The sequence below is a fragment of the Bradyrhizobium sp. SZCCHNR1017 genome, from assembly GCF_032381375.1.
Lineage (GTDB): Bacteria > Pseudomonadota > Alphaproteobacteria > Rhizobiales > Xanthobacteraceae > Bradyrhizobium.
In genome coordinates this window covers 131,081-150,896 of record NZ_JAUHIR010000009.1, presented here as the reverse complement: position 1 = coordinate 150,896, position 19,816 = coordinate 131,081, and the positions used below count along the sequence as shown (strand labels likewise).

Here is a 19,816-nt window from a genome sequence, read left to right as displayed (position 1 = left end):
GTGTCAGCCCGGCGGCCAGGGGATGCGGTGGGCCGTACGGTCGGTACAAAGCTCGTCTATTTCAATCGGATAGACCGGCCGAACGGAAGGCGAGCAAATTGCAGAGTGTTCAAGTCGCTCGTGAATGGGAGCGGAGGAAATCCATGACGACGAATGTTGCCGCGCGCGCCACGTCTGACGTCAACTTCGCTCCACGCGAGGTCAGTATCGAAGCGCATCCCGATGGAAGCCTCATCCTGAGGTCGCCGATCAACTTCGTCGAGCCGAGCTGGTCGGTCACCGACTTTCTACCCGTATGGGCGATGCAGGAGCCCGATCGCGTCTTTCTGGCGCAACGCGAAGCTGCCGGGTGGCAAAAGATATCGTATCGGCAGATGTGGCTACGGACTCAGTCCGTAGGTCAGGGGTTGATCGATCGCGGAGCTCAGCCGGGCGACAGGATTGCAATTCTCTCCGGGAATTCGATCGAGCATGCAATCGTCATGTTCGCGGCCATGTCGATCGGGATGGCCGTCGCTCCCATTTCGCCCAACTATACATTGATGCCGGGCGGGCTGTCCCGCTTGACGGACATCGCTCGGCTGCTCAAGCCATCATTTGTATTCGTCCAGGACGGCAGCGCCTTTGCGGCAGCCCGATCAGTTAGTGGGCTGGAGGAGGCGACTTGGATCGCATGCGGTGGATCCGACGGGCTTCTGCCGCTTGAGGCCCTGTACGAGGGACGACCAACCTCGGAGTTTCAGCGGCGGTTCGGAAACCTCGATCGTGACGCCATCGCAAAAATTCTGTTCACGTCGGGCTCGACCGGCCTGCCGAAGGGCGTCATCAACACGCATCGCATGATGGCATGCGCCCTCGAAATGGGCAGTCTGCTGGCGCCGGCAAACCAAGCTCCGGTTCAGGTCGAGTGGTTGCCCTGGCATCACACGATGGGGGGCAATGTCATTCTGCAGGGCACCCTGAAGAATGGGGGGACGCTCTACATCGACGACGGACGCCCCGTCCCGCAACTCTTCCATAAGACCGTCGCCAACCTGAGGGAAATTTTCCCCACAGCGATGTTCAACGTGCCCGGCGGCTACACGCTCCTGTGTGATGTTCTCGAAGCGGACGAGCATTTCAGAAATACATTCTTCAACCGCATGGAGCGAATGACCTACGCCGGAGCGGCAATTCCGCAGTCCACACTGGACAAGCTCTATGACCTGTCATTGCGTGCGACCGGCCGCCGCATTCCCGTCATGTCTGGGTACGGCACGACCGAAACGGCGCCAACGATCAGCACGACGCACTGGGCCACCGAGGAACCGGGAGAGGTCGGCCTTCCTGGACCTGGTCTCAGGCTCAAGTTGCTGCCTGCGGGAGACAGTTACGAGGTTCGCGTAAAGGGGCCGAACGTCACGCCGGGATACTTCGGCAGATCCGATCTCACGGAAAGTGCATTCGACGAGGAGGGCTACTACCGGGTCGGAGACACCGTGGCTTTCCTCGATCCGAAGCAGCCGCATCTCGGATTGAGATTCACGGGACGTCTTTCCGAAAACTTCAAGCTCACGAACGGGACCTGGGTGGTTGTCGGGAACCTCAGGGCGACCATCCTGGGCGCAACGCGTGGCGTTCTTCAGGACGTCGTCATTGCGGGCGAAAACCGGGACCAATGCGCGGTTCTCGCCTGGCTAAATCCCAGCCAAGCCAAACAACACGCCTCCGCGCCCGTTGGCGATCTCGAGCGAGATCCAGGCGTGCTGGCATTCCTGAGAGAGTGCTTTCGGGCACACAACGAAACAGTCGGAAGCAGCGAACGAATCCGCTCATTCAAGTTGCTGAAGGAGCTTCCGTCGCTTGCCGCTGGTGAAATCACCGACAAGGCCTATGTAAATCAGCGGGCTGTACTCGGCCACCGAGCGCATAGCGTTGAGGAATTGTATGCCGGGTCACCTGCTGAAGATGTGACCTTCATCTGAGTGCCCCAACTTCGCAAGGAGTGCTCCTGGAAGTGAAGGTCCGAGGTGGCGCTGAACCGGCTCTGAGCAAGGTCCGTCCATCTCAGACGTTGTCGTCGCGGCGAAGCCATCGGCTGAAGTTGAGACGCTCGTCGGCGCCGGACAGTCGACCTCATCAGAGGAGAGCCGATGGTCGGTGCGGCGCAGACTCGGCTCACGCGGAATAAATCATCGGTCTCTAACGAGGAAGAGGGCAATGAAAGGATCGAGCCTGCCTGACATTTCGCCGAAGGAATATGCGGCAATGGTGGGCAAGGAGGTCGGCGTGTCACGCTGGTTCGAGATTGACCAATCTCGCATCGACCAATTCGCCGACATTACGGAGGATTGGCAATTCATCCACATAGATCCGGTGAAGGCCGCCGAGACGCCGTTTGCCGGAACCGTCGCTCACGGCTTCCTGACGCTTTCTTTGCTTGCGCCGATGGCGTTTGACGCGCTTCCGAAGCTTTCGGGGAGAGTCATGGCGGTCAACTATGGTTTCGACAGGATACGATTTGTGTCCGCCGTACGATCCGGAGGTCGGGTGCGGGCCAGATTCAAACTTCTGGATATGACGGCTCGCAATCCGAAGGAGGTGGCCACCAAGTTGGAGGTCTCTGTTGAGATCGAGGGGGCGCAAAAACCCGCGTTGATCGCCGAATGGCTCGGAGTGGCCTATTTCGCCGAAGCAGTCGTCGTCTAATTTGCCGCGGATACTTTCCACCTGCGTCCGGTCGACATAGCAAAGAAGAGCCGCGAACATTATGCTCTGCTCGCAAGGTCTGCCGCGGAAGAGAGGGAGCAGTTAGCGGTTATCTCTTTTGTCCAACTGCCCCTCGCTCCGCGCCCTCGAAGATGTTCAGCCCTTGCTGGTGGCCTTGATGAAAGCGCCGATTTGGGCGGAAGCCTCGTCCGGATATTGATGATGCGGCCCGTGCCCGGCTCGCGCATAGGTGATCAGATGAAGGGTCGGCAGCTGTCGATTCAACGCATACCAGTTCTCGATCGGGAACACGATGTCGTGGTCGGCTCCCAGGTGCAGGATCGGAACCGACGTCGTCTTCAAGAGCTGCAAAATCTGGTCTGATGGAAACACCGGGTTACGCGGCGTGTTGCCGATCTGCGCCATGGCCCAGTCGGCCGGAACGTCGGGGCTGCGGTCTTTCTTTCGCGCCATGATGCGATCGAACGAGCGCTTTGAAGCCGCCCGGCTGCCTGCGTCCGCAGGTTCGAAGAACACAGTCGTGAACTGCTCCAATGCGATGCCGGGGATTGCCGCGGTATCATAGAAGAGTTGTTCGCCCGTCTTGACCAGCGGGCCCGGAGGTGTCGTGGCCAACAGAACCACATGAGTTGCCATCGGCCCGGTCATTGCCAGCAAGATCTGCGCGGCGATCCCACCGATCGACCATCCACCGATCGCGACGTCCTTGAGGCCGAGTGCCTCGATGAGATCCTTACCATCCTTCGCGAGCGACATCGGATTGTAGGATTTTTCGCCAGTCGACTGGCCGAGACCTGAATAGTCGAAGGTTACGACCTGAAAGCCCTGAGCGGCCAATCCGTCGATGAAGGCGGGATCCCAGTGATCGAGGACGCCTCGAAAACGGTTGCACAGGACCAGCGGCTTGCCCGTGCCGACGGATCGATAGGCGAGGCGGCGTCCGCCAACGTCGACGAACTGGGTGGAGGCGGTCGCCGAACTGGCGGCGGCCTGCGCCTTCAGCGGTAGCGCAAGTGCCGCAGCGCCCAGCGCTCCGGCGGTGATCATCGTGCGACGAGATTGAGAGTTCATGTCCGCAATTCCTGATGAGGCAGCATTGAGGCTGCACGCTGGATCGAAGGGATGGCTACGCGTTTCGAGATGAGGAGCGGGAGTACCGATCGGCCGGTATCGCCGGCCGATCGGAGCGTTGTGACTAGGCGCTGGCGCGCGCGCGGTAGCGCTCGGCGGGCTGCGCACCCAAACCTGAGGGCAGAACCGCTCGTGCGCCCTCGAACGCCTCCCAGAGGCCCAGGTCCGAAAGGGGCGGTATCGTCACGGCTTCGCGGCGATCGAAGCCGACCAGCGCCGCGTCGACCAGGTCCTCGACGCCCATGAGATTGGGAATTTTCGAGAGATCGGCACCCGCCCGTTCCCAGATTTCGGTCCTGGTTGCCGCCGGTACCACGGCCTGGACGTAGACGCCCTTGGGCCCGACCTCGGCCGCCAGCCCCTGCGAGAACGTGAGCACGTAAGACTTGGTCGCCGAATAAATCCCCGGAAAAAACGCGGGCATGAACGACACCACCGAACCGAGATTGATGATGGCGCCGCTTCCGCGTTTCACCATGCCCCCGATCGCCGCCGAAGCCAGCAGCGTCGGCGCAGTCACATTGAGCTTGAGCAGTTGCTCCATGGCGGCGGGATCCGCCGCCTCGAACGGGCCGAGCAGCGCCGCGCCAGCGTTGTTGACCAGAATCTCGACTGGGCTGCCCGAATGGAGCCGGTTCGCCACCATTTGCAGCTGCGCGGCATCCGTCAAATCCGCTGTCAGGACTTCGACGGCAATCCCGTGCGCCTTGCGCAGTTCCGCAGCCAGGGCCGCCATTCGCTCCGTCGCGCGAGCGACGAGGACGAGGTCATGGCCGCGCGCGGCGAGGCGCCGCGCATAGACGGCGCCGATGCCGCTGGAGGCGCCAGTAATGAGTGCAGTGGACATGTCTTCTTCTCCGTGGGAGGGGCCAATCTGTCCCCAAAATGTAGATGACAATCATCATCTACTTGCAAAGATGATGTTTGTCATCTACATTTTTTGAACTGAGGGAGATTTATTTTGGCGAGAAGCCGGGAGCAGAAGGCGGAGAGCAGGCGGGCGATCGTGAACTCGGCCGCTAAGTTGTTCCGGGAAAAGGGAATTGACGGTGTTACCGTCGCCGAGATCATGGACGCAGCGGGGCTGACGCACGGCGGCTTTCCAAGGCACTTTGCGAGCAAACAGGAGCTCGTGACCGAGGCCCTGGCGGACGTTTTCGAGGCCAGCAGGCGTCAACCCCTGCTGCCGACGGATGTCCGTGGCTTCGCCCGCGCGTATCTGCGGCCAGAACATCGGGATGCGGCGGGGGCGGGATGCGTCTTCGCGGCGCTCGGGCCCGAGATGTCGCGGGCGCCGGCGCCCACACGCCGCGTCCTGACCGAGGAGATGCGACGGCAGATCGAACAATTCATGGCCTCGGCGCCAGGTGACGATCCGCACCAGAAGCGTGTCGCGGCGATCGGCAGTTGGGCAGCGATGATTGGGGCGATGTTGCTCGCGCGCATCTCCGATTCAGAAGAACTGTCGGACGAAATCCTACAGGCGACCCGCGCGTTCCTCGGCGCGGAGCCCTGAGAGCTGGAATTCCCAAAGCGCGGTCATAATCGCCTGTCCAAAGCCGTCGCGCAGATCCTCGCTGGCGAAGCGGGCGGTCAATTCGATACGTGCTCGAAGAGGGCGCAACGCCGAAGATCGCCAAAAGGCGGTCCTGAAGGTGCTCCGGTCTAGTAGGCGCCAAACCTTTCTGTGCGCATCGCAATCACCTCTGCCGATGTCGGAACGCTTCATGGACCCCTTAGCGCAGAAATCCAACGGCGGCCCGAGCCTCGCCTGGAACGCGGGTCCGAGGCCGGAAGCGATGGTCCAGCATGAGGTGCTGACCGAGCCAGCACCAAGGAGCCTCGGTATGCGTAGGATTGCAGGAAGTATCGTAGGTCCGCCGGCTGTGGGGAAAGGCGGTAGCGCTCCCCCGCGACCACCTTTCCCTGCACTCGCTTCATTCGGCTCGGATACGCCTCTCCGCCAAGCGGTGAGGCTGTGACCGTTTCCACCGGGTCCGGTTTGCTTTCCTCAGCATCGCCCGCGATCACGGCTTTGCCGGCCGCACGTTCCAGGGCCGATCGGTTTCGGGGCGTCCCAGCGACTGCCACACGGGGTGGGTGTGCGGCGGAGAAGAACTATATCGACGGCACCGTTTCCGTACTCTGCTGATTTGCCGTTCCCAACAGAGGGGCAGGACCGATCGCAAAAGAAGCCTACGAGCCGGGATCGTCGATCAGGGGCTTTGGCCGGGCAAACAGCTCCAACTGCTCCTTGTGGTCGATGACGATCTCTCGTCCGCGGACGCGAACCCCATGGCTCGTAAGTTGGGCAAGACTGCGTGACAGGTTTTCGCGCGTCGTGCCGATGTGGGAGGCCAGCGTGCCGCGGTCGAATGGGATGACGATATTCGCATGCCCCGGTTCGCGCTGGGCTTCGGCGAGGATCCAGTTGGCGAGGCGCTCGATGCTCGACCGGGCCAGGGTGCCCTTCAGTTTCTTGACAGAAGCGCGATAGGCATACGCCAGCTCCTGAGCAACAATCCGTGCGAATGCGATGTCTTCGTCGAAGAGTGCCCTTACATCGCGGGCCGGGATCAGCAGCACCCGCGACTCCGTCAGCGTGCGGGCTGAATTGAGATACGCCTGATCGACCACGACTGCAGCAAGTATGAAGGTCGACACGGGACGAAGCAGTGAGATGCCCCACTCGGCCTCGTCCTGCTCGGTGTAGATTTCCACCAACCCGCCAATCAGCACATGCAGGAAGTCGGCCTGATCTCCCTCGCGAGCCAACCGCACCCCGGGCGGAAATTGCTGCAGCAGAGCCGCGCCGAGCAACCGCTTCAGGTTCTCCTCGCTGAGGTCCGCAAACAGCGGCAGCGTCTTCAACTGGGCGAGTTCGTCGGGGCGCAAGCGAAGCTCCAAGAGTCACTCACCCGCTATCGCGCCGAACTGTGACAAAAGTCAATTGTATACGTGCAGTCTGACAATTCGATCTGGGACATTTGGCAGATTGTGGCCGACCGGACCGTCCGGTTGATGCATCGCAAAACCTTTTCATGGTCCCCCGAATAACTGCTGCGGCGTCGAAGCCATACGTCGAGGCCACCATGGACGCCGTAGATTTCAGCCCTGAGCACCGAACGCGAGCACTCTGGCTCTCAACAATCTCGTTCACGATCTGCTTTGCGGTGTGGACGATCTTCTCGATCATCGGCATCCGGATCAAGCAAGAGCTGGATCTGAACGAAACCGAGTTCGGTCTCCTGATCGGCACCCCGATCCTGAGCGGCTCGCTGATCCGGCTGGTGCTCGGCATCTGGACCGATCAGTATGGCGGGCGCCGCGTCTACACCGTCGTGATGCTCGCCGCGGCGGTCGCGACCTATCTCCTGACCTGGGCGCATACCTATCCGCAATTTCTCGTCGCCGCGCTCTTCGTAGGAATCGCCGGTGGCTCGTTCGCGGTCGGCGTCGCCTACGTGTCGCGGTTCTATCCGACGGCCAAGCAGGGCACTGCGCTGGGAATCTTCGGCGCCGGCAATGTGGGCGCCGCCGTCACCAAGTTCGTCGCGCCGTTCGTGCTGGTCGCCTATGGCTGGCAGACCGTGGCGCAGATATGGGCGCTCGCGATCGGCGTCATGGCGATCGTCTTCTGGCTGTTCTCCGAGGAGGACCCGGTGGTCCGCTCGCGAAGGCAGCGCAAGCAGAAGGCCGGCAGCGCCTGGCTCGAGCTCGCGCCGCTCAAGAACATCCAGGTCTGGCGCTTCGCGCTGTATTACTTCTTCGTTTTCGGCGCCTTCGTCGCGCTGTCGCTGTGGCTGCCGCAATACCTGATCAAGGTCTACGGCGTCGGAATCCAGTCGGCCGGCATGATGGCCGCCATGTTCTCGTTTCCGGCCAGCGTGTTTCGCGCCTATGGCGGACACTTGTCCGATCGCTTCGGTGCCCGGCGCGTGATGTACTGGACATTTCTGGTCGGTGTCGCCGCGACCTTCCTGTTGTCCTACCCGCCGACGGACTACGTCGTGACGACCGTCAACGGAAAGGTCGGCTTTCATCTGGAGATGGGGCTCGTCCCGTTCGTCGTCATCGTCTTCGTGCTCGGCTTCTTCATGGCGCTCGGCAAGGCCGCCGTCTACAAGCACATCCCCGTCTACTATCCGAACAATGTCGGAGCCGTCGGCGGCCTGGTCGGCATGATCGGCGGGCTCGGCGGATTCGTGCTCCCGATCGCGTTCGGCGCGCTGGTCGATCTCACCGGTCTGCGAACCAGCTGCTTCATGCTGCTCTTCCTGCTCGTCGGGGTCGCGCTGGTCTGGATGCATCTCTCGATCCGGCAGATGGAGCGCGGCGTTGCCGGCGAGGCGCTGAAGCGGCTGCCGGAGCTGCCGGAAATGGAGGAGATCCACCGGCCCGAGCACATCGGAGCCCTGTCCGGCGCGGTTCTCACCGACTGGCGGCCTGAGGACGACACGTTCTGGAGGGAGCAGGGCCGAGCCATCGCGCGACGCAATCTCTGGATCTCCATTCCGGCGCTGCTGTTGTCCTTCGCGGTCTGGCAGGTCTGGTCTGTCGTGGTTGCGAAGCTGCCTTCGGTCGGCTTCAAGTTCACGACCGATGAGCTGTTCTGGCTGGCGTCGCTGCCTGGGATCTCCGGTGCAGTTCTGCGCATCTTCTACTCCTTCATGGTGCCGATCTTCGGCGGCCGGCTGTGGACCACGCTGGCCACGTGGTCGCTGCTGATACCCGCGATCGGAATCGGCTATGCGGTGCAGAATCCCGCAACGCCCTATCCGGTGTTCCTGATACTGGCGCTGTTGTGCGGCTTTGGCGGCGGCAATTTCGCCTCGTCGATGTCCAACATCTCCTTCTTCTTCCCCCGCGCCGAGAAGGGCAACGCGCTCGCGCTCAATGCCGGCCTCGGCAATCTCGGCGTCAGCGTGGTCCAGTTCGTGGTGCCGATCGTCATCACGGTCGGCGTGTTCGGCTGGTTCGGCGGAGATCCGGCGATGGCGACGAGCGGGTCGCAGCCGATGCCGATCTGGCTTCAGAACGCCGGCTTCGTCTGGGTGCCGTTCATCGTCGCCAGTGCTTTCGCCGCCTGGTTCGGGATGAACGACATCGCCTCCGCGAAAGCGTCCTTCGCGGATCAGGCCGTCATCTTCCAGCGGCGGCACAACTGGATCATGTGCTGGCTCTACACCGGCACGTTCGGCTCGTTCATCGGCTATTCTGCGGGCTTCCCGCTGCTGGCGAAGACCCAGTTCCCGGCCGTCGACGCGTTGCAGTTCGCATTCCTCGGGCCGCTGGTGGGTGCCTTGTCGCGGTCCGCGACGGGCTGGATGGCCGACAAATGGGGCGGCGGGCGCGTGACCGTCGGGGTGTTCCTGCTGATGATGGCCGGCGTGCTCGGGGTGCTCTATTTCCTCGGCATCAAAGATCAGCCCGGTGCATTCTGGGGCTTCTTCGCGATGTTCCTGCTGCTGTTCTTCGCGACCGGCGTCGGCAATGCGTCGACCTTCCAGATGATCCCCAACATCATGCGCCAGGAAATGACCCGGCTCATGCCGACCGCGGACGCGGAAACGCGGCTGCGCCAGGCCGAGAAGGAATCCGCCGCCATCACCGGCTTCACCTCCGCGATTGCCGCCTTCGGCGCATTCTTCATTCCCAAATCCTACGGCACCTCGATCGACCTTACCGGCGGCGTGCAGTCCGCCCTATGGGGCTTCTTCGGCTTCTACGTCACCTGCGTGCTGATCACCTGGGCCGTCTACACTCGCAAGGGCGGCGTCCTGCACGATGTCGAACGGCGCCGGGCGATCGCGGCCGCTGCCCAACCCGCTGAATGAGGACGTAAAAGATGAGCCATTTTCTCGATAGGCTGACCTTCTTCACCCGGGCCAAGGAGGAGTTCGCAGGCGGACACGGCGTGACGACGACCGAGGACCGTTCCTGGGAGGAGGGCTATCGCAAGCGCTGGCAGCACGACAAGATCGTGCGCTCGACGCATGGCGTGAACTGCACCGGCTCCTGCTCGTGGAAGGTCTACGTCAAGGGCGGCATCGTCACCTGGGAGACCCAGCAGACCGACTACCCCCGGACGCGCCCTGATCTTCCCAATCATGAGCCGCGCGGCTGCGCCCGCGGCGCGAGCTACAGCTGGTACCTCTATTCCGGAAACCGGGTGAAATATCCGCTGGTGCGCTCGCGGCTGCTCAGGCTGTGGCGCGAGGCGCGAGCGCGGATGACGCCGGTCGCAGCCTGGAAGTCGATCGTCGAGAATCCGGGCAAGCGCTCGGACTATGTGCAGAGGCGCGGACTGGGCGGCTTCGTGCGGGCGAGTTGGGCCGAGGTCAATGAGCTGATCGCGGCAGCCAATGCCTATACGGTCAGAGCCCATGGTCCGGACCGCGTGTTCGGATTTTCGCCGATCCCGGCGATGTCCATGGTGAGCTACGCGGCCGGCGCGCGCTATCTGTCGCTGCTCGGCGGCGTCTGCATGTCGTTCTACGATTGGTATTGCGACCTGCCGCCGGCCTCGCCACAGACCTGGGGCGAGCAGACCGACGTACCTGAAAGCGCGGACTGGTACAATTCAGGCTTCCTGATGCTGTGGGGCTCCAACGTGCCACAGACGCGTACGCCGGATGCGCACTTCTACACAGAGGTACGCTACAAGGGGACCAAGAGCGTCGTTGTCTGCCCGGATTATTCCGAGGCTGCGAAATTCGCCGATCTCTGGCTGTCGCCGAAGCAGGGCACCGACGCGGCGCTCGCGATGGCGATGGGGCACGTGATCCTCAAGGAGTTTCACATCGACCGGCAGACCCCGTACTTCAACGACTATGTGCGCCAGTATACGGATATGCCATTTCTGGTGCGGCTGGTGAAATCCGAGGGACGGCTCGTTCCTGAGCGGTTCGTGCGCGCCTCGGATTTCGCCACATCTCTCGACGAGGCCAACAATCCCGAATGGAAGACCGTCGCCTATGATGAGATCAGCGGGACCATTGTCGTGCCCAAGGGATCGGTCGGCTTCCGCTGGGGCGAAAAAGGCAAGTGGAGTCTGGAAGAGAAGAGCTCGGCGAACAACGATACCCGGCTGCGGCTGTCTCTGGCCGGCATCGAGGACGACATCGCACCGGTGGGATTCCCCTATTTCGGCAACCGTCAGCACGACCACTTCAGCGGCACCAATCATCCGGATGTGCTGACCCGCAACGTGCCGGTGAAGCGACTTCGTCTTGCCGATGGCGAGGCGGTCGTGGCCACTGTGTTCGATTTGTTCGCCGCCAATTATGGCGTCGATCGCGGCTTCGGCGGCGACCACCTCGGCAGGAGCTACGACGATCTGGAACCGTACACTCCGGCATGGGCCGAGGCGATCTGCGGCGTGCCGCGCGGCCAGATCATCGCGGTTGCCCGCGAGTTTGCCTCGAACGCGTCCAAGACCCGGGGGCGCTCGATGGTCATCGTCGGGGCCGGTCTGAACCACTGGTACCACATGGACATGAACTATCGCGGCATCATCAACATGCTGGTGATGTGCGGCTGTGTCGGCCAGTCCGGCGGTGGCTGGTCGCATTATGTGGGGCAGGAAAAGCTGCGGCCGCAGTCGGGCTGGACGCCGCTCGCCTTTGCGCTCGATTGGGGGCGCCCGCCGAGGCAGATGAATTCGACTTCGGCGTTCTACGCTCACACCGACCAATGGCGCTACGAGACGGTCAATGTCAGCGAGATTCTCTCACCGACCGCACCGGCCGGTTCTTGGGAGGGAGCGCTGATCGACTACAATGTCCGCGCGGAGCGCATGGGATGGCTGCCGTCCGCGCCGCAACTGCAGGCCAATCCGATCGAGGTATCGAAGCGCTCCGCCGCCGCGGGCCTGGAGCCCAAGGACTACGTCGCGAAGGCCTTGAAGTCGGGCGAGCTGAAGCTCGCCTGCGAGGATCCCGACCATCCGAAGAACTGGCCCCGCAACCTGTTCGTCTGGCGCTCCAATCTGCTCGGCGCCTCAGGCAAGGGCCACGAATACTTCCTCAAGCATCTGCTCGGCACCAAGCATGGCGTGATCGGCAAGGATCTCGGCGACCAGGGCCACAATAGACCGGTCGAGGTCGCTTGGCACGAAGAGGCCCCGGAAGGAAAGCTCGATCTGCTGGTCACGCTCGACTTCCGGATGTCGACCACGTGCATGTATTCGGACGTCGTGCTGCCGACGGCCACTTGGTACGAGAAGAACGACCTCAATACGTCCGACATGCATCCATTCATCCATCCGCTCTCGGCGGCGATCGATCCGGTGTGGGAATCGCGCAGCGATTGGGACATCTACAAGGGGATCGCCGAGGCCTTCTCCAGGGTCGCGCCCGAAGTGCTCGGGGTCGAGAAGGACGTCGTGCTGACGCCGATCATGCATGACAGTCCGGGCGAAATCGCGCAGGCGTTCGACGTCAAGGACTGGAAGCAGGGCGAGATCGATCCGATCCCCGGCAAGACCATGCCAGCAGTCACCGTGGTCGAACGTGATTATCCGAATCTCTACAAGCGCTTCACCTCGCTTGGACCGTTGATGAACAAGCTCGGCAATGGCGGCAAGGGGATGGCCTGGAACACCGACCATGAGGTCGAGCTCCTGAAGCGTCTCAACGGCGTCGTCGCCGACGACGGGCCGACCCGGGGGCTGGCTCGCATCGACAGTGCGGTCGACGCTTGCGAGGTGATCCTCAGCCTGGCGCCGGAAACCAATGGCGAGGTCGCGGTCAAGGCGTGGTCGTCCCTGGAGCAATTCACCGGCCGCGACCATGCTCATCTCGCCATTCCGAAGGAGGACGAGAAGATCCGATTCCGCGACGTCGTCGCGCAGCCGCGCAAGATCATCTCGTCGCCGATCTGGTCGGGGCTCGAGTCGGAGAAGGTCTGCTACAACGCCGGCTACACCAATGTCCACGAGCTGATCCCCTGGCGGACACTGACCGGCAGGCAGCAGCTCTATCAGGATCACCTATGGATGAGGGCCTTCGGCGAGGGCTTCTGCGTCTATCGGCCGCCGATCGATACCAAGACCGTCAAGCCGGTGATCGATCGCAAGCCGAACGGCAATGCGTCCGTCATCCTGAACTTCATTACGCCCCATCAGAAGTGGGGCATCCACTCCACCTATACCGACAATCTCCTGATGCTGACCCTGTCGCGCGGCGGTCCCATCGTGTGGATCAGCGAGATCGACGCAAAGGGTGCCGGTATCGCCGACAATGACTGGATCGAGGCCTACAACACCAATGGCGCGCTGGTTGCGCGCGCCGTGGTCTCGCAGCGGGTCAAGCAGGGCATGTGCATGATGTATCATGCTCAGGAGAAGATCGTGAACGTGCCGGGCTCCGAGCAGACGGGGCAGCGCGGCGGCATCCACAATTCGGTCACGCGTGTCGTTCCGAAGCCGACGCACATGATCGGGGGCTACGCTCAGCAGGCCTATGGCTTCAACTACTACGGCACGGTCGGCGCCAACCGCGACGAGTTCGTCATCGTCCGGAAGATGTCGAAGATTGATTGGCTGGACCAGCCGACTGCTGACCGGTCGGCCACGACCCCCTCGGAGGCTGCAGAATGAAGATCCGTGCTCAGATCGCAATGGTGCTCAATCTCGACAAGTGCATCGGCTGCCACACCTGCAGCGTGACCTGCAAGAACGTCTGGACCAGCCGCGAGGGGATGGAATACGCGTGGTTCAACAATGTCGAGACCAAACCGGGCGTTGGCTATCCCAAGGATTGGGAGAACCAGTCCCGCTGGAAGGGAGGCTGGTCGCGCAATCGCGACGGGTCGATCCAGCCGCGGATCGGCGGCAAGTGGCGGGTTCTGGCGAATATCTTCGCCAATCCCGACCTCCCCGAGATCGATGACTACTACGAGCCGTTCACCTTCGACTATCAGCACCTGCAAAGTGCGCCCGAGGCATCTGCGATGCCGACGGCACGGCCGCGCTCGCTGGTGTCTGGAGAGCGGATGGAAAAGATCGAGTGGGGACCGAACTGGGAAGAGATCCTGGGCGGCGAATTCGCCAAGCGCTCTCATGACATCAATTTCGACGGCGTGCAGAAGGAGATCTACGGCCAGTTCGAGAACACCTTCATGATGTATCTGCCGCGGCTGTGCGAGCATTGCCTCAATCCGGCATGCGTCGCATCCTGCCCGTCCGGCGCGATCTACAAGCGTGAGGAGGACGGCATCGTCCTCATCGATCAGGACAAGTGCCGCGGCTGGAGAATGTGCGTCTCCGGCTGTCCATACAAGAAGATCTATTATAACTGGTCCTCGGGAAAATCGGAGAAGTGCATCTTCTGCTATCCTCGGATCGAGGCAGGGCAGCCGACCGTGTGCTCCGAGACCTGTGTCGGGCGCATTCGCTATCTCGGTGTCGTGTTGTATGACGCGGACCGTATCGCAGAGGCCGCGGCCAAGCCCGACGAGGGCGATCTCTACCAGGCCCAGCTCGACATCTTTCTCGATCCGAGCGATCCGAACGTGCTTGCGGAAGCCGAGCGCCAGGGCATCCCTCATGCATGGCTGGAGGCGGCGATACGGTCGCCGATCTGGAAGATGGCGATGGAATGGAAGGTCGCCTTCCCCTTGCACCCGGAATATCGGACCCTGCCGATGGTCTGGTATGTGCCGCCGCTGTCGCCGATCACGTCGGCGGCCTCGTCCGGCAAGATCGGGCACGATGGCGAGATGCCCGACGTCAAATCCTTGCGCATTCCGATGCGGTACCTCGCCAATCTGCTGACTGCGGGCGACGAGAAGCCGGTGACGCTGGCGCTCGAGCGAATGCTGGCCATGCGTGCCTATATGCGGGCCAAGACCATCGACGGCGTGGTCGACGAGGCGATCGCAAGGCGCGTCGGCCTGAGCGGCCCGCAGATCGACGACATGTACCACATCATGGCGATCGCCAACTACGAGGACCGCTTCGTGATCCCGACCGCGCACCGCGAGCTCGGTGCCGACGCGTTTGATATCCGCGGCTCCTGCGGCTTCTCGTTCGGCAACGGCTGCTCCGGGGGCGAAAGCGAAGTCAACCTGTTCGGATCGCCGCGTAAGGCCAAGAACCCGATGGAGGTCGCCTGATGAAGACGTTCAAGGTGCTGTCGGCATTGCTGAACTATCCGAGCGGGGAATTGATCACGGCCATCCCGGAGCTCGCGCGGGTGCTCGACCAGGAAGGCCTCGTCCAGCCTGGCATTCGCCGGGAGCTCGATGTGCTGCTGCAGGAGATCGCCACGGGCGACGTCTACGACCTGCAGGAGCGCTACGGCTTGCTGTTCGACCGCAGCAAGACCCTGGCGCTGCATCTGTTCGAGCACGTTCATGGCGAAGGCCGCGACCGCGGCCAGGCCATGGTCGACCTGCGGGCCATGTATGACCGAGCGAACCTCGTCATCGCCGGCAACGAGCTGCCGGATTATCTGCCGCTGTTCCTCGAATTTCTCGCCACCCGGGAGATTTCGGACGCGCGCGAGTTGCTTGGCCAGACCAGCCACATCATCGCCGCGCTCGCGGAACGACTGGGGCGTCGGCAGTCGAGCTATAGGGCGGTGTTCGATGCGCTGCTCCAGATCGCCGCGGAGCAGCCCCGCGCGGAGATCGTCGATGAGCTGCTGAAGGCGGCGGACGTGGATCCGATGGACCTGCACGCGCTCGACGCGGCCTGGGAGGATGAAGAGGTCAGGTTCGGCCCGGGAGGGGGCGACCAGGCAGCCTGTGGGCACGACAATCTGATCGCAAAACTGCGCCACGCCAAACGTGCGGTCAACGCGCCGCCGTCACAGTTGCAATGAGGGATTGGCCATGCAAACACTCAATGCCATCGTCTTCGGCTGGTATCCCTATCTCTGCCTGACAGTCTTTCTGGTCGGCAGTCTGATTCGATTCGACCGCGAGCAATACACGTGGCGCTCAGGCTCGAGTCAGCTGCTTCGGCGGCGCCAATTGATCTGGGGCTCGAACCTTTTCCATGTTGGGATCCTCTTCATTTTTGCGGGTCATTTCGTCGGGCTGCTGACGCCGATCTGGGTGTTTGACATGCTCGGCGTGTCCCACGGCTTCAAGCAGATGCTCGCGATCGTCGCCGGTGGCGGCGCCGGACTGATGTGTCTGGTCGGCATTTCACTCCTCGCGCATCGCAGGCTTTTCGATCCCAGGATTCGGGCGACGTCGTCTTTTGCTGACACGGGTATCCTTCTGGTGCTGTTCGTCCAGCTGCTGCTTGGCTTGGCGACCATCCCCGTGTCGCTCGGTCATCTCGATGGTCATGAAATGGTCAAGTTCATGGCCTGGGCGCAGGGCATTCTCACGTTGCAGCCCGGAATCGCCGCCAACATCGTCGACGTCCATCCGATCTTCAAGGCGCATCTGGTCCTGGGAATGACTATCTTCCTGCTCTTCCCCTTCACCCGCCTTGTCCACATCTGGAGTGCGCCGGTGTGGTATCTCGGCCGCCGCGGCTATCAGGTGGTGCGCAGCCGCGACGGGCGCCGTCATCTTGTGCAACCAATTCAGCCCGCGGAGTAGCCGATGGACTGTTCATTGGGCGCGGCGCTTCCAAAGCCGAAGCTGGTCAGTGTGAACGGGGTCGTGATCGAACGCGACGTCATTGCCCGGGAAGTTCAGAACCATCCGTCGGACAAGCCGATCCTCGCCTGGCAAGCGGCGGCGCGCGCGCTTGCGGTGCGCGAATTGCTGAGACAGGAGGTCATGCGGCTCGGCATAACGGCCGCTCCTCTGCGCGATGCCGAAGGTCGCAGCGAAACCGAGGAAGAGGCGGCGATGCGGGCGCTGATCGCGCGTGAGGTTCTGATACACGAGCCGGACGAATCGACGTGCCGTCGCTTCTACGATCAGAACAGGCAGCGGTTCCTGGTCGGAGAACTCTACGAAGCGTCTCACATCCTGCTGATCGCGCCGAGCAGCGATTCGCTGGCTCGGTCGGCTGCGCGAGACGAGGGGCGGACGATCGTGGAGGCCGTGCAGAGAAGCCCGGAACTGTTCGAGACCATCGCGCGCGATCGCTCCGATTGCAGGGTCTCGGCGGAGAATGGTGGCAGGCTCGGGCAGCTGTCGCGTGGGCAGACGACCGCAGAGTTCGACGCCGCGCTGGTCCGGATGTCGGTTGGAGAGGTCGGTCTGATTGAGACACGCTTTGGTATCCATGTCGTGCGCCTCGACCGACGGGCCCTCGGACAAGTCCTGCCGTTCGACATGGCAAGGGCGCGCATTTCGCAATATCTCACCGAGCGTGTGCGGCATCAGGCGCTCGCGCAATATGTAGCCAAGCTGGCAGACCGCGCGGAGATCGTTGGCGTGACGTTGCCGGCGCCGCAATCGGTACTGCCGCAGTAGGGGGGCGATCATGCTGCTCGGGGATCTCATTCACGATCTCAGTGACGACGCGAAGTCGAGTGCGGTGTTGCAGGGGTGCGGCGACCTCACGCTCCTGGTGCGCATCAGCTCTGTCGCGGATCGCCTCGGCGAGGATGTCGGTGAGTATGCGTCGGCTGCTGTCCGGCGCTTTGCAAATCTCGCAGAGAACGAGGATTGGCTCGGGTTGATGAGCGCTATCGACCGCGCCGCCGACCCCGCGATCGTCTGTCTGACGTCCATGATCAATTGGTCGCTGCAGAGGGATGAAATCGAGCTCTCCTAGAACGGATCCACCGCAGGCTATCCGTGCTGGAGGGGCGGGTCAAAAATGTCGAAGCGTCAAATTGATGTTGGGATTCGCATGCACGATGAGATGGTAGAGAAAGTCGGCGTTGCGGCCGCGCCGCTGGTGGCGCTCATATACGACGACGGGAAATATCCCTACGAGACGTTCGATCACCTCGTGGATCACTCGCGTCGAGCGCGATTGAAGGTCGCCGGCGCACTGCAGCGAAGGCTGTTCCTCGACGAAAATCGCAGGTGCGACGTCCTGCTCGAGGAGATCGACACGGCAAATCAAACCCCGATCTTCGAGGATCGTGGAGGTCGTGTCCCCGGAGGTGGTGTAGCTCGGTGGAGCAAAGCCGCCCGGACGCGCGCTCCCAAATAGCGCCGTAGCGGGCGGGCGGCTTTGCGGTGGTCACCGGCAGTTCTCCGGTAGGATCGGGTTGCGACACGCCAACGCAACCGAGGAACCACCGATGACCGAAGACATGATGAACCTGCGCACGCTGGTAGAGAAGACCCCAGACGCCGATCTGCTGCGCGAGATGATCGGCTTTGCGGCCCAGCGCCTGATGGAGCTGGAGGTCGAGAGCCAGACCGGGGCTGCCTATGGCGAGAAGAGCCCCGAACGTCTGGCCCAGCGCAATGGCTACCGCGACCGGATCTGGGAGACCCGCGCCGGTGCGGTGGAGCTGCGCATCCCAAAGCTGCGCAAGGGCTCCTATTTCCCCGGCTTCCTGGAGCCGCGGCGCATGGCCGAGAAGGCGCTCACCGCCGTGGTTCAGGAGGCTTACGTTCAGGGCGTCTCGACCCGTTCGGTCGACGATCTGGTGCAGGCGATGGGCATGACCGGCATCTCCAAGAGCCAGGTCAGTCGGTTGTGCGGCGAGATCGACGACAAAGTGAAGGCCTTCCTCGGCCGTCCAATCGAGGGTGACTGGCCCTATCTTTGGATCGACGCCACCTATGTGAAGGTGCGCCAGCAGGGGCGCATCGTCTCCGTCGCGGTGATCGTTGCAGTCGGCGTCAACAGCGACGGCCGGCGCGAGGTTCTCGGCATGGACATCGGGCCGTCCGAGGCCGAGACGTTCTGGACCGCCTTCCTGCGCAAGCTGGCCCGCCGCGGCTTGCGCGGCGTCAAGCTGGTGGTGTCCGACGCCCACGAGGGCATCAAGGCCACCGTGACCAAGGTGCTCAACGCCAGCTGGCAACGCTGCCGCGTCCACTTCATGCGGAACGTGCTGGCTCATGCCGGCAAGAGCGGACGGCGCGTGGTCTCCGCCTTCATCGCCACGGCCTTTGCCCAGGACGATGCCGAGGCCGCTCGCACCCAATGGCGCAAGGTCGCCGATCAGCTCCGTCCCAAGCTGCCCAAGCTTGCCGGCTTCCTCGACGAGGCCGAGACCGACGTGCTTGCCTACATGACGTTCCCGCCGCAGCATCGGACCAAGTTGCACTCCACCAATCCGATCGAACGCCTCAACGGCGAGATCAAACGGCGCACCGAGGTGGTCGGCATCTTCCCCAATGAGGACGCTATCGTCCGCCTCATCGGAGCTGTCCTGCTCGAACAGAACGATGAATGGGCGGTCCAACGCGCCCGCTACATGACGCTGGAAACCATCGCGCCATTGAGCGATGATCCGAACGTCAGCCTCACGGCTATCGCCAGCTGACAGGCCCGGCTCCAGCCGGCGAACGCGGTGGGCCGCCAGCTACACCACGCTTGGGGACACGATCATCGTGGATCGGGAGCGAGAGGTTGCCGGCTGGATGAATCGGCGCTTGCAGAGGTGACAGTTCGGGTCCTCGCCAGCCTGGATGCGCGTCCAAACATCCTGGTGTTGAACAAATTTGGTAAGGCAGAGTGCGGGGGAGGCGGAACGCTTGATCTGATCGCCCGCGCGTTGGACCTTGCGATACCGACGATTGTCGGCGTGCCGCGCAGCAATATCGATGCCTGGAGAGGTTTCGCCGGAGATATGGGGGTTGAGCTCGAAGCCCGCGGAGACGTGGAGCGGTGGCTGGAAAGTGTTCGGCAGGATCGAACCATAGACTCAGCGAGCCAGCTGCGCTGATTGCGATTGCGAGCAATCGAGGGGTCGGGGACACAGAACTGCCAAGCCAGACCGTCGAAGATGTCTGCCGGCTGACATGGATGTTCCTCGACGAGACAGGAAACCCGCCGGTCGATCTGGAGTGGTCATCACGACGCTGATGACGCGGAATGTTGCGCTCCGACAAAGAATGGCCGGTTGGGCCAGTTTAGCATCTTTCCGAT

Annotated in this window: 16 protein-coding genes; 13 read left to right on the top strand and 3 right to left on the bottom strand. The window is 62.6% G+C overall.

Translation table 11 applies throughout. The annotated features are described in order from the left end of the window. The first annotated feature begins 143 nt into the window (after nt 1-143). Together QW863_RS22360 and QW863_RS22355 are read left to right on the top strand one after the other, a co-directional pair. On the top strand, nt 144-1,964 hold the full coding sequence (locus QW863_RS22360; protein ID WP_315714226.1) for an AMP-binding protein: 1,821 nt from the start codon (nt 144-146) through the stop codon (nt 1,962-1,964). A gap of 235 nt (nt 1,965-2,199) precedes the next feature. Beyond that, complete coding sequence (locus QW863_RS22355) at nt 2,200-2,688, top strand: MaoC family dehydratase (RefSeq protein ID WP_315714227.1); 489 nt, start codon at nt 2,200-2,202, stop codon at nt 2,686-2,688. Nucleotides 2,689-2,844: 156 nt separating this feature from the next. Here the strand turns inward: QW863_RS22355 and QW863_RS22350 are convergent, their stop codons facing one another. Both QW863_RS22350 and QW863_RS22345 read right to left on the bottom strand, forming a co-directional pair. After that, a complete protein-coding gene (locus QW863_RS22350) occupies nt 2,845-3,780 on the bottom strand; it encodes an alpha/beta hydrolase (protein ID WP_315714228.1) in 936 nt (311 codons plus the stop codon). A gap of 124 nt (nt 3,781-3,904) precedes the next feature. Then, nucleotides 3,905-4,687, bottom strand: coding sequence for an SDR family oxidoreductase (locus QW863_RS22345; protein ID WP_315714229.1), 783 nt, complete (start codon nt 4,685-4,687; stop codon nt 3,905-3,907). Nucleotides 4,688-4,846: 159 nt separating this feature from the next. Here QW863_RS22345 and QW863_RS22340 point away from each other — a divergent pair, with 159 nt between their 5' ends. After that, nucleotides 4,847-5,356, top strand: coding sequence for a helix-turn-helix domain-containing protein (locus QW863_RS22340; protein WP_315714230.1), 510 nt, complete (start codon nt 4,847-4,849; stop codon nt 5,354-5,356). Between the two features lie 680 nt (nt 5,357-6,036). Here the strand turns inward: QW863_RS22340 and QW863_RS22335 are convergent. Further along, on the bottom strand, nt 6,037-6,735 hold the full coding sequence (locus tag QW863_RS22335; protein ID WP_315714231.1) for a helix-turn-helix domain-containing protein: 699 nt from the start codon (nt 6,733-6,735) through the stop codon (nt 6,037-6,039). 197 nt (nt 6,736-6,932) lie between these two features. On the opposite strand from QW863_RS22335, the gene QW863_RS22330 reads away from it, so the two are divergent. The 10 genes from QW863_RS22330 (at nt 6,933) to QW863_RS22285 (ending at nt 19,613) form a co-directional block, all read left to right on the top strand. Further along, entirely contained in the window at nt 6,933-9,677 is a 2,745-nt protein-coding gene (locus QW863_RS22330; RefSeq protein WP_315714232.1) for an MFS transporter, read from the top strand. 11 nt (nt 9,678-9,688) lie between these two features. Next, on the top strand, nt 9,689-13,441 hold the full coding sequence (locus QW863_RS22325; RefSeq protein WP_315714233.1) for a nitrate reductase subunit alpha: 3,753 nt from the start codon (nt 9,689-9,691) through the stop codon (nt 13,439-13,441). Further along, nucleotides 13,438-14,958 carry a nitrate reductase subunit beta gene (narH, locus tag QW863_RS22320; protein ID WP_315714234.1) on the top strand — a complete coding sequence of 507 codons (1,521 nt, stop codon included), beginning with the start codon at nt 13,438-13,440 and terminating at the stop codon, nt 14,956-14,958. The genes QW863_RS22325 and narH overlap by 4 nt, the downstream gene beginning before the upstream one ends. Continuing rightward, complete coding sequence (gene narJ / locus QW863_RS22315; RefSeq protein WP_315714235.1) at nt 14,958-15,668, top strand: nitrate reductase molybdenum cofactor assembly chaperone; 711 nt, start codon at nt 14,958-14,960, stop codon at nt 15,666-15,668. Before narH ends, narJ begins: the two co-directional genes overlap by 1 nt. A gap of 10 nt (nt 15,669-15,678) precedes the next feature. After that, nucleotides 15,679-16,401 carry a respiratory nitrate reductase subunit gamma gene (gene narI, locus QW863_RS22310; protein WP_315714236.1) on the top strand — a complete coding sequence of 241 codons (723 nt, stop codon included), beginning with the start codon at nt 15,679-15,681 and terminating at the stop codon, nt 16,399-16,401. Nucleotides 16,402-16,404: 3 nt separating this feature from the next. Continuing rightward, entirely contained in the window at nt 16,405-17,229 is an 825-nt protein-coding gene (locus QW863_RS22305) for a peptidylprolyl isomerase (protein ID WP_315714237.1), read from the top strand. Between the two features lie 10 nt (nt 17,230-17,239). After that, complete coding sequence (locus QW863_RS22300) at nt 17,240-17,533, top strand: hypothetical protein (RefSeq protein ID WP_315714238.1); 294 nt, start codon at nt 17,240-17,242, stop codon at nt 17,531-17,533. 45 nt (nt 17,534-17,578) lie between these two features. Next, complete coding sequence (locus tag QW863_RS22295; RefSeq protein ID WP_315714239.1) at nt 17,579-17,920, top strand: DUF2478 domain-containing protein; 342 nt, start codon at nt 17,579-17,581, stop codon at nt 17,918-17,920. Between the two features lie 91 nt (nt 17,921-18,011). After that, nucleotides 18,012-19,211, top strand: coding sequence for an IS256 family transposase (locus QW863_RS22290; RefSeq protein WP_315714240.1), 1,200 nt, complete (start codon nt 18,012-18,014; stop codon nt 19,209-19,211). Between the two features lie 27 nt (nt 19,212-19,238). Continuing rightward, the gene (locus QW863_RS22285; RefSeq protein WP_315714241.1) at nt 19,239-19,613 is read left to right on the top strand and encodes a DUF2478 domain-containing protein; all 375 of its coding nucleotides are present in this window, start codon (nt 19,239-19,241) and stop codon (nt 19,611-19,613) included. The last annotated feature ends 203 nt before the right edge of the window (nt 19,614-19,816 follow it).

Bases quoted from the DNA above. Each gene is read 5' to 3' on its own strand.
- QW863_RS22360 (WP_315714226.1), top strand. From the start codon at position 144: ATGACGACGAATGTTGCCGCGCGCGCCACGTCTGACGTCAACTTCGCT.
- QW863_RS22355 (WP_315714227.1), top strand. From the start codon at position 2,200: ATGAAAGGATCGAGCCTGCCTGACATTTCGCCGAAGGAATATGCGGCA.
- QW863_RS22350 (WP_315714228.1), bottom strand. From the start codon at position 3,780: ATGAACTCTCAATCTCGTCGCACGATGATCACCGCCGGAGCGCTGGGC.
- QW863_RS22345 (WP_315714229.1), bottom strand. From the start codon at position 4,687: ATGTCCACTGCACTCATTACTGGCGCCTCCAGCGGCATCGGCGCCGTC.
- QW863_RS22330 (WP_315714232.1), top strand. From the start codon at position 6,933: ATGGACGCCGTAGATTTCAGCCCTGAGCACCGAACGCGAGCACTCTGG.
- QW863_RS22325 (WP_315714233.1), top strand. From the start codon at position 9,689: ATGAGCCATTTTCTCGATAGGCTGACCTTCTTCACCCGGGCCAAGGAG.
- narH (WP_315714234.1), top strand. From the start codon at position 13,438: ATGAAGATCCGTGCTCAGATCGCAATGGTGCTCAATCTCGACAAGTGC.
- narJ (WP_315714235.1), top strand. From the start codon at position 14,958: ATGAAGACGTTCAAGGTGCTGTCGGCATTGCTGAACTATCCGAGCGGG.
- narI (WP_315714236.1), top strand. From the start codon at position 15,679: ATGCAAACACTCAATGCCATCGTCTTCGGCTGGTATCCCTATCTCTGC.
- QW863_RS22305 (WP_315714237.1), top strand. From the start codon at position 16,405: ATGGACTGTTCATTGGGCGCGGCGCTTCCAAAGCCGAAGCTGGTCAGT.
- QW863_RS22300 (WP_315714238.1), top strand. From the start codon at position 17,240: ATGCTGCTCGGGGATCTCATTCACGATCTCAGTGACGACGCGAAGTCG.
- QW863_RS22295 (WP_315714239.1), top strand. From the start codon at position 17,579: ATGTCGAAGCGTCAAATTGATGTTGGGATTCGCATGCACGATGAGATG.
- QW863_RS22290 (WP_315714240.1), top strand. From the start codon at position 18,012: ATGACCGAAGACATGATGAACCTGCGCACGCTGGTAGAGAAGACCCCA.